General features: G+C 64.3%; 7 protein-coding genes. 3 read left to right on the top strand and 4 right to left on the bottom strand.

Annotation, left to right across the window (positions count from 1 at the left end; genetic code table 11):
• Nucleotides 1-140 (bottom strand): DUF2842 domain-containing protein (locus tag JWR89_RS05860; RefSeq protein ID WP_299712947.1); only part of this gene is annotated, 140 nt, incomplete at its 3' end.
• A gap of 144 nt (nucleotides 141-284) precedes the next feature.
• On the opposite strand from JWR89_RS05860, the gene JWR89_RS05855 reads away from it, so the two are divergent.
• Together JWR89_RS05855 and JWR89_RS05850 are read left to right on the top strand one after the other, a co-directional pair.
• A complete protein-coding gene (locus tag JWR89_RS05855; protein WP_299712942.1) occupies nucleotides 285-1373 on the top strand; it encodes a COX15/CtaA family protein in 1089 nt (362 codons plus the stop codon).
• 106 nt (nucleotides 1374-1479) lie between these two features.
• The gene (locus JWR89_RS05850) at nucleotides 1480-2292 is read left to right on the top strand and encodes an FTR1 family protein (RefSeq protein WP_299712939.1); all 813 of its coding nucleotides are present in this window, start codon (nucleotides 1480-1482) and stop codon (nucleotides 2290-2292) included.
• Between the two features lie 210 nt (nucleotides 2293-2502).
• On the opposite strand, the gene JWR89_RS05845 is transcribed toward JWR89_RS05850, so the two are convergent.
• The 3 genes from JWR89_RS05845 to JWR89_RS05835 all read right to left on the bottom strand — a co-directional run bounded on the left by JWR89_RS05845 (nucleotide 2503) and on the right by JWR89_RS05835 (nucleotide 5340).
• Nucleotides 2503-3783: an O-acetylhomoserine aminocarboxypropyltransferase gene (locus JWR89_RS05845; protein WP_299712937.1), complete on the bottom strand. Its 1281-nt coding sequence runs from the start codon at nucleotides 3781-3783 to the stop codon at nucleotides 2503-2505.
• 145 nt (nucleotides 3784-3928) lie between these two features.
• Nucleotides 3929-4513 (bottom strand): CoA-binding protein, encoded by a 585-nt coding sequence (locus tag JWR89_RS05840; protein WP_299712934.1) that lies wholly within the window; start codon nucleotides 4511-4513, stop codon nucleotides 3929-3931.
• A gap of 5 nt (nucleotides 4514-4518) precedes the next feature.
• Nucleotides 4519-5340, bottom strand: coding sequence for an enoyl-CoA hydratase (locus tag JWR89_RS05835; RefSeq protein WP_299712931.1), 822 nt, complete (start codon nucleotides 5338-5340; stop codon nucleotides 4519-4521).
• Between the two features lie 78 nt (nucleotides 5341-5418).
• Between JWR89_RS05835 and JWR89_RS05830 the strand changes: the two genes are divergently transcribed.
• A complete protein-coding gene (locus JWR89_RS05830; RefSeq protein WP_299712928.1) occupies nucleotides 5419-5850 on the top strand; it encodes a PaaI family thioesterase in 432 nt (143 codons plus the stop codon).
• Nucleotides 5851-6000: the final 150 nt, after the last annotated feature.

The following is a 6000-nucleotide window of genomic DNA, read 5'->3' as shown; positions in this document are numbered from 1 at the left end:
ACCACGTAGAAGATCGCCTGGTACCAGCCGTTGGCCGCGAGCCACGGCGCCTGCGCCACGGTCATGCCGAGCAGCGACCACACCACCACGAGGACGAGCAGGAAGATGGTGCCGAGGAACTTGCGGGTGCGAATGGTCATGACGGAAATGTGCGGTCCGGGCTGAGATGGGGCAGGGCGCCTGCTTTGCAGCCGCCGTCGCGCGGACTATAAGGTGCGCACCAATCCATTCAAGGCGTTGATTTCCGAGACCGTTTTCAGAGACCTGTTCCCGAGATATTCCCGATGACCGGCATCACCCATCCACGCGACAGACGGCTGCAACCGGTGCGCTGGTGGCTGATCACGGTCGCCGCGCTGATCGCGCTGATGGTGCTGGTCGGCGGCGCGACGCGGCTCACCGAGTCCGGGTTGTCGATCGTGGAATGGAAGCCGGTCACCGGCGCGCTGCCGCCGCTGACCCAGCAGCACTGGAGCGAGGCCTTCGAGGCCTACAAGGCGATCCCGCAATACCGCGAACTCAATTCCGGCATGAGCCTCGACGAGTTCAAGACCATCTTCTGGTGGGAGTGGAGCCACCGGCTGCTCGGCCGCGTCATCGGCATGGTCTATTTGCTGCCCTTCCTCTGGTTCCTGTGGTCGGGCGTGCTGACCTCGGAACTGAAGAAGCGGCTCTGGGTCATCTTCGGGCTCGGCGCGCTGCAGGGCGCGGTGGGCTGGTGGATGGTGGCCTCCGGCCTGACCAAACGGGTCGAGGTGTCGCAATATCGCCTCGCGACGCATCTGATCCTCGCGCTGGTGATTTTCGCCGCGATCGTGTGGACGCTGCGGCGGCTGAAGGTTCGCGCGCCGTTGCCGGCGCCGGCGCGGCTGCGCGTCACCAGCGCGGTGCTGCTCGGCCTGACATTCCTGCAACTGTATTTCGGCGCGCTGGTCGCCGGGCTGCGCGCCGGTCGCGTCTTCAACACCTGGCCGGAGATCGACGGCGCGTTGATCCCGTCGGCGGCGCGGCTGTTCTTCGAAGCGCCGTGGTGGCGCAACCTGTTCGACAATACGCTGACGGTGCAGTTCGAGCACCGCATGACGGCGTATCTGCTGTTCGCGCTGGCGATCTGGCACGCGATCGATGCGATCCGGTCGCGTGCGGGGGCGGCGGCCATCAACGGCGCGCTGTGGCTGGTGGCGGCGATCGCCGTGCAGGCGGTACTGGGCATCCTGACGCTGCTGCATCAGGTGCCGATCGACCTGGCGCTGTCGCACCAGGCGGTGGCGATCGTGGTGCTGACCCTGGCGGTGCTGCAGGTCGAGCGGTTGAAGACGCGGCGACCGGTGGCATCGGCGCAGAAGCTCGGTCTGGTCGGCAAGGCCGCCTGAAAAGGCCGTCTGACTCGAACGATTCTAATCCGCGGAGCTTCGTGGGCTCTTTCTTTGCCGTGGCAAGTTTGTATGTCCGTGGGGACCATCAACCACGGACCGCATCATGTCTTCTGCTTTCATCCAGGCCGCCGTCATTCTGCTGCGCGAGGGCCTCGAGGCCATGCTGGTGATCGCGGCCTTGGCGGGATATCTGCGCAAGGTCGGTGGCAGCCACCGCGTGGTCGCGCTGTATGTCGGCGCGCTGGCGGCGATCGTTGCCAGCCTGATCGCGGCCTGGGCGTTTGCGGTATTCAACTCCGGCGACCATAGCGACGTGTTCGAGGGCATTGTGATCCTGTTCGCCGCCGGACTAATGCTGTACGTCAGCGGCTGGCTGATGGTGAAGCAGGATCCACGCGGCTGGCAAGACTACCTCGCGCACAAGGCCGACAACGCGCTGGCGCAGGATACCAGCCTGGCGGTGGCGGTGCTGGCCTTTCTCGCGGTGTTTCGCGAAGGTGCCGAAACCGTACTGTTCATCAACGCGCTCGCCACCACCGAAGGCGGCTGGAGCGCCGGGCTGTTCGCTGGGCTCGCGGCGGCGACTGCGGGCCTCGTCGTGCTGTTCTATTTCATCAACCTGATCGCCCAGAAGCTGCCGCTGCGGCCCTTGTTCATCATCACCTCCGCGTTCCTGTTCGCGATGGCGATCAAGTTCATCGGCGAGGCCATCCAGGAATTCCAGGAGCAGGCGATCATTTCCGTCACCGAGGTAAAGGGTTCGGCGCTGTTCAGCGCGATCGGGTTGAATCCCAGCGTCGAGGCACTGTCGATCCAGTTGCTGGTGATCCTGTTCGCGCTGGCGACCTATTCGGTGGTCCAGCGCAACGCGCGGCTGGTGCGCGAGGACAAAGCGGCGCGCGCGAAGGCGATGTAGGGCTAAGAACGGGAAGGATGCTGCCGCACCAGTCGGATTCAGCGCGGTGAAATCGTCCCCCGGACGCGGTGCACTGCGCCGCTTCTTCGCGGCGTGGTGCGCCGCAGAGCCGGGGCCCCGGTTGTGCGAAGACGAAACCTGGATCCCGGATCTGCGGAGCGGCACTTCGCGCCGCACCGCGTCCGGGACACGAGTCCAGCGGATCAAACGCTACGCGCTCAGCGCCTGTTCCAGATCTGCGATCAGATCTTCCTTGTCCTCGATGCCGATCGACAGCCGGACCACGTCCGGGCCGGCGCCGGAGCGCGTCTTGGCGTCGTCATCGAGCTGGCTGTGGGTGGTCGAGGCCGGGTGGATCACCAGCGAGCGGGTATCGCCGACATTGGCCAGGTGCGAAAACAGTTTCAGGTTCGACACGAGACTCACGCCGGCCTCGTAGCCGCCCTTGAGGCTGAAGGTGAACACTGCGCCGGCGCCCTTCGGGGCGTATTTGCGGGCCAGCGTGTGGTAGCGGTTGCTCGGCAGACCGGAATAGTTCACCTCGGCCACGGCTTCATGCGCCGACAGCCACTCCGCCACCGCCTTGGCGTTCTCGCAATGCCGTTGCATGCGCAGCGGCAGCGTCTCGATGCCGGTCAGGATCAGGAAGGCGTTGAACGGCGACAACGCCGGGCCGAGGTCGCGCAGGCCGAGCACGCGGCAGGCGATGGCGAAAGCAAAGTTGCCGAACGTCTCCTGCAGCTTGATGCCGTGATATTCCGGGCGCGGCTCTGACAGCATCGGATACTTGTTGTCCTTCGACCAGTCGAAGGTGCCGGCATCGACGATGATGCCGCCCAGGGAATTGCCGTGGCCGCCGAGAAACTTGGTCAGCGAATGGATCACGATGTCCGCGCCGTGGTCGATCGGCCGGATCAGATAAGGCGTCGCCAGCGTGTTGTCGACGATCAGTGGCACGCCGGCCTTGCGCGCAACCGCGGCGATCGCCTCGATGTCGGTGATGCTGCCGCCGGGATTGGCGATGGATTCGATGAAGATCGCCTTGGTGCGCGGCGTCACCGCGCGCTCGAATGAGGGGATGTCGTCGCTGTCGGCCCACACCACGTTCCAGCCAAAGCTCTTGAAGGCGTGACTGAACTGGTTGATCGAGCCGCCGTAGAGTTTTCGCGAGGCGATGAATTCGTCGCCCGGCATCAAAAGCTGCTGGAACGCCACCACCTGCGCGGCGTGGCCGGAAGCGGTCGCCAGCGCGGCGGTGCCGCCTTCAAGGGCGGCGACGCGCTCTTCCAGCACCGACGTCGTCGGGTTGGTGATGCGGGTATAGATGTTGCCGAACGATTGCAGGCCGAACAGCGAGGCGGCGTGGTCGGAATCGTTGAACACGAACGATGTGGTCTGGTAGATCGGCGTCGCGCGCGCGCCGGTGGTGGGGTCGGGCTGCGCGCCGGCGTGGACGGCAAGGGTGGCAAACCCCGGAATGCGATCGTTCATAGTCACTCCCTGTATGGCAGAATTGTTGGCGGCATGCTGATCGGGCGGGTCGCCGGCGTCAAGGCGATCAGGCATCTTGACGCGACTTCGCAACAGCCATGCTGCGCTGTATCATAGCGGCGAAAGAAATTGCCGTATCCGGCGATCAGACGATGTCGTTCTTGTTCTTGGCGGCGCGGTCGGCTGCATCCGTCCCGCCGCCGCCAATGCTGCCGCGATTCAGCGACAGCCGCATGCCCATGGTCGGTGGCGGTGCCCGCTTTGAGCTGAGGGTGCGCGAATTGACACCCATCCAGGAAATCTCCGACGACAGCCGGCCATATTCGATCTTCGGGCAGCGGTTCATCACCACCTTGATCCCGGCGGCTTCGGCCTTTGTCGCCGCCTCGTCGTTGCGGACGCCGAGTTGCAGCCAGATCACCTTCGGCAGCGGGTTCAGCGTCAGGGCGTCATCGACGATCGGCATGACGAATTCAGCGCTGCGAAAGACATCGATCATGTCGATCGGCCGATCGATCTCGCGCAACGAGGCTACGAACGGTTTTCCTACCAGGCTCTTGCCGACCTGGCCGGGATTGATCGGGATCATGTCGTAGCCGCGCTCGGCGAGATACTTGAACACGAAATAGCTCGGCCGCACGTTCTGCGGCGAGGCGCCGACCATGGCGACGGTTTTGACTGAGTTGAGGATCTCGCGGATGTAATCGTCGCTGTAGGAGTCGTGGTTCATTTCAGCTACCGGTCTTCCCATTTCGGCACGCGCTTCTCGATGAAGGCACCAATGCCTTCCTCGGCGTCGGCGGCCATCATGTTCTCGGCCATCACTTCGGCGGCGAAGCGGTAAGCGTCCGCAAGGCCCATCTCTGCCTGGCGATAGAATGCGGCCTTGCCGAGCCTGACGGTATGCGCAGACTTGCGTGCCACCTGTTCGGCGAGCGCAATGGCCGCGTCGCGTTCAGTGCCGGCGGGCACGATGCGGTTGATCAAGCCGATCTCGCGGGCGCGCTCCGCACTGATCGGCTCGCCGGTCAGCAGCATCTCCATCGCCTGCTTTCGCGGAACGTTGCGCGACAGCGCCACCATCGGCGTCGAGCAGAACAGGCCGATATCGACGCCGGGCGTGGCGAATGTCGCAGCTTCCGAGGCCACGGCCAGATCGCAGCTCGCCACCAGCTGGCAGCCGGCGGCAGTGGCGACGCCTTGCACCGACGCGATCACCGGCTTCGGCAGCAGCACGATCGCCTGCATCATCGCGCTGCAGATCGACATCATGTGCGCAAAATAGGCGCGACCGCGATCGGCGTCGGCGCGGCGGGCGGTGAGCTCTTTCAGGTCGTGGCCGGCCGAGAACGCCGTGCCGTTCGCCGCGATCACCACGGCGCGGACCGCGCGGTCACCCGCGATCGCATCGAGCGCGGCGTGCAATTCGCCGATCAGGCCTTCCGACAGGCTGTTGCGCGCACCAGGGCGATTCAGCGTGAGGATCGCGATGCTGCCGAGCGTCTCGCGCAACAGGATCGGCGGCGACGCAATGGGCGCACGGGCAGGCTGGGCCATGAGTGAATCTTCCATCGCTGGGCAGGACCGTCACCATATTGTAACAGAGGCGGACAGGCGAGAGCAGGGCGGGGACAGATGACGATCGCGAAAATGAGCGTGGCCGAACTTGAGACATTCCTGCACAAGGAATTTCCGCAGGCGTTCGGCGCCGGTGACATCTCCATCGAGAGCGCCGACGGCACCACCTGCCTGCTGCGCCAGGCCTATGGCGAGCGGATGCTGCGGCCCGGCGGCACCGTATCGGGACCGACGCTGATGGCGCTGGCCGACCTTGCCATGTATGTGGTGCTGCTGTCGGCGATCGGCCCGATCGGCCTTGCGGTGACCACCAGCCTCAACATCAATTTCCTGCGCAAGGGCCAGCCCGCCCAAGACGTGCTCGCCGCGGCCAAGCTGCTGAAGCTCGGCAAACGCCTCGCAGTGGGAGAAGTGACCCTGTTATCAGGCACTTCCCCCGATCCGATCGCCCACGTGACCTCCACCTATTCCATTCCGTTTGCTGGCTAAATATGAAGGTATTATAGAACCAGATTTATAACATGATGATTTTACTGTGTAATTTTACATATTTCGACACGATTTGGCATTGACGGAATCCGCCGCCCCCACTAGAAACGCGCCTAGTTCGGCGGATCGCCGTCGATGCCTCCTTTTCAT

It is taken from the genome of Tardiphaga sp., from assembly GCF_028290785.1.
Taxonomy (GTDB): Bacteria; Pseudomonadota; Alphaproteobacteria; order Rhizobiales; family Xanthobacteraceae; genus Tardiphaga.
The sequence above is the reverse complement of the archived record's forward strand: the minus strand, read 5'-3'. Positions and strand labels throughout refer to the sequence as shown.

What these genes read in the sequence shown, in the direction of transcription:
- JWR89_RS05855 (WP_299712942.1), top strand. Translation starts at nt 285, where the DNA reads ATGACCGGCATCACCCATCCACGCGACAGACGGCTGCAACCGGTGCGC.
- JWR89_RS05845 (WP_299712937.1), bottom strand. Translation starts at nt 3,783, where the DNA reads ATGAACGATCGCATTCCGGGGTTTGCCACCCTTGCCGTCCACGCCGGC.
- JWR89_RS05830 (WP_299712928.1), top strand. Translation starts at nt 5,419, where the DNA reads ATGACGATCGCGAAAATGAGCGTGGCCGAACTTGAGACATTCCTGCAC.
- JWR89_RS05835 (WP_299712931.1), bottom strand. Translation starts at nt 5,340, where the DNA reads ATGGCCCAGCCTGCCCGTGCGCCCATTGCGTCGCCGCCGATCCTGTTG.
- JWR89_RS05840 (WP_299712934.1), bottom strand. Translation starts at nt 4,513, where the DNA reads ATGAACCACGACTCCTACAGCGACGATTACATCCGCGAGATCCTCAAC.
- JWR89_RS05850 (WP_299712939.1), top strand. Translation starts at nt 1,480, where the DNA reads ATGTCTTCTGCTTTCATCCAGGCCGCCGTCATTCTGCTGCGCGAGGGC.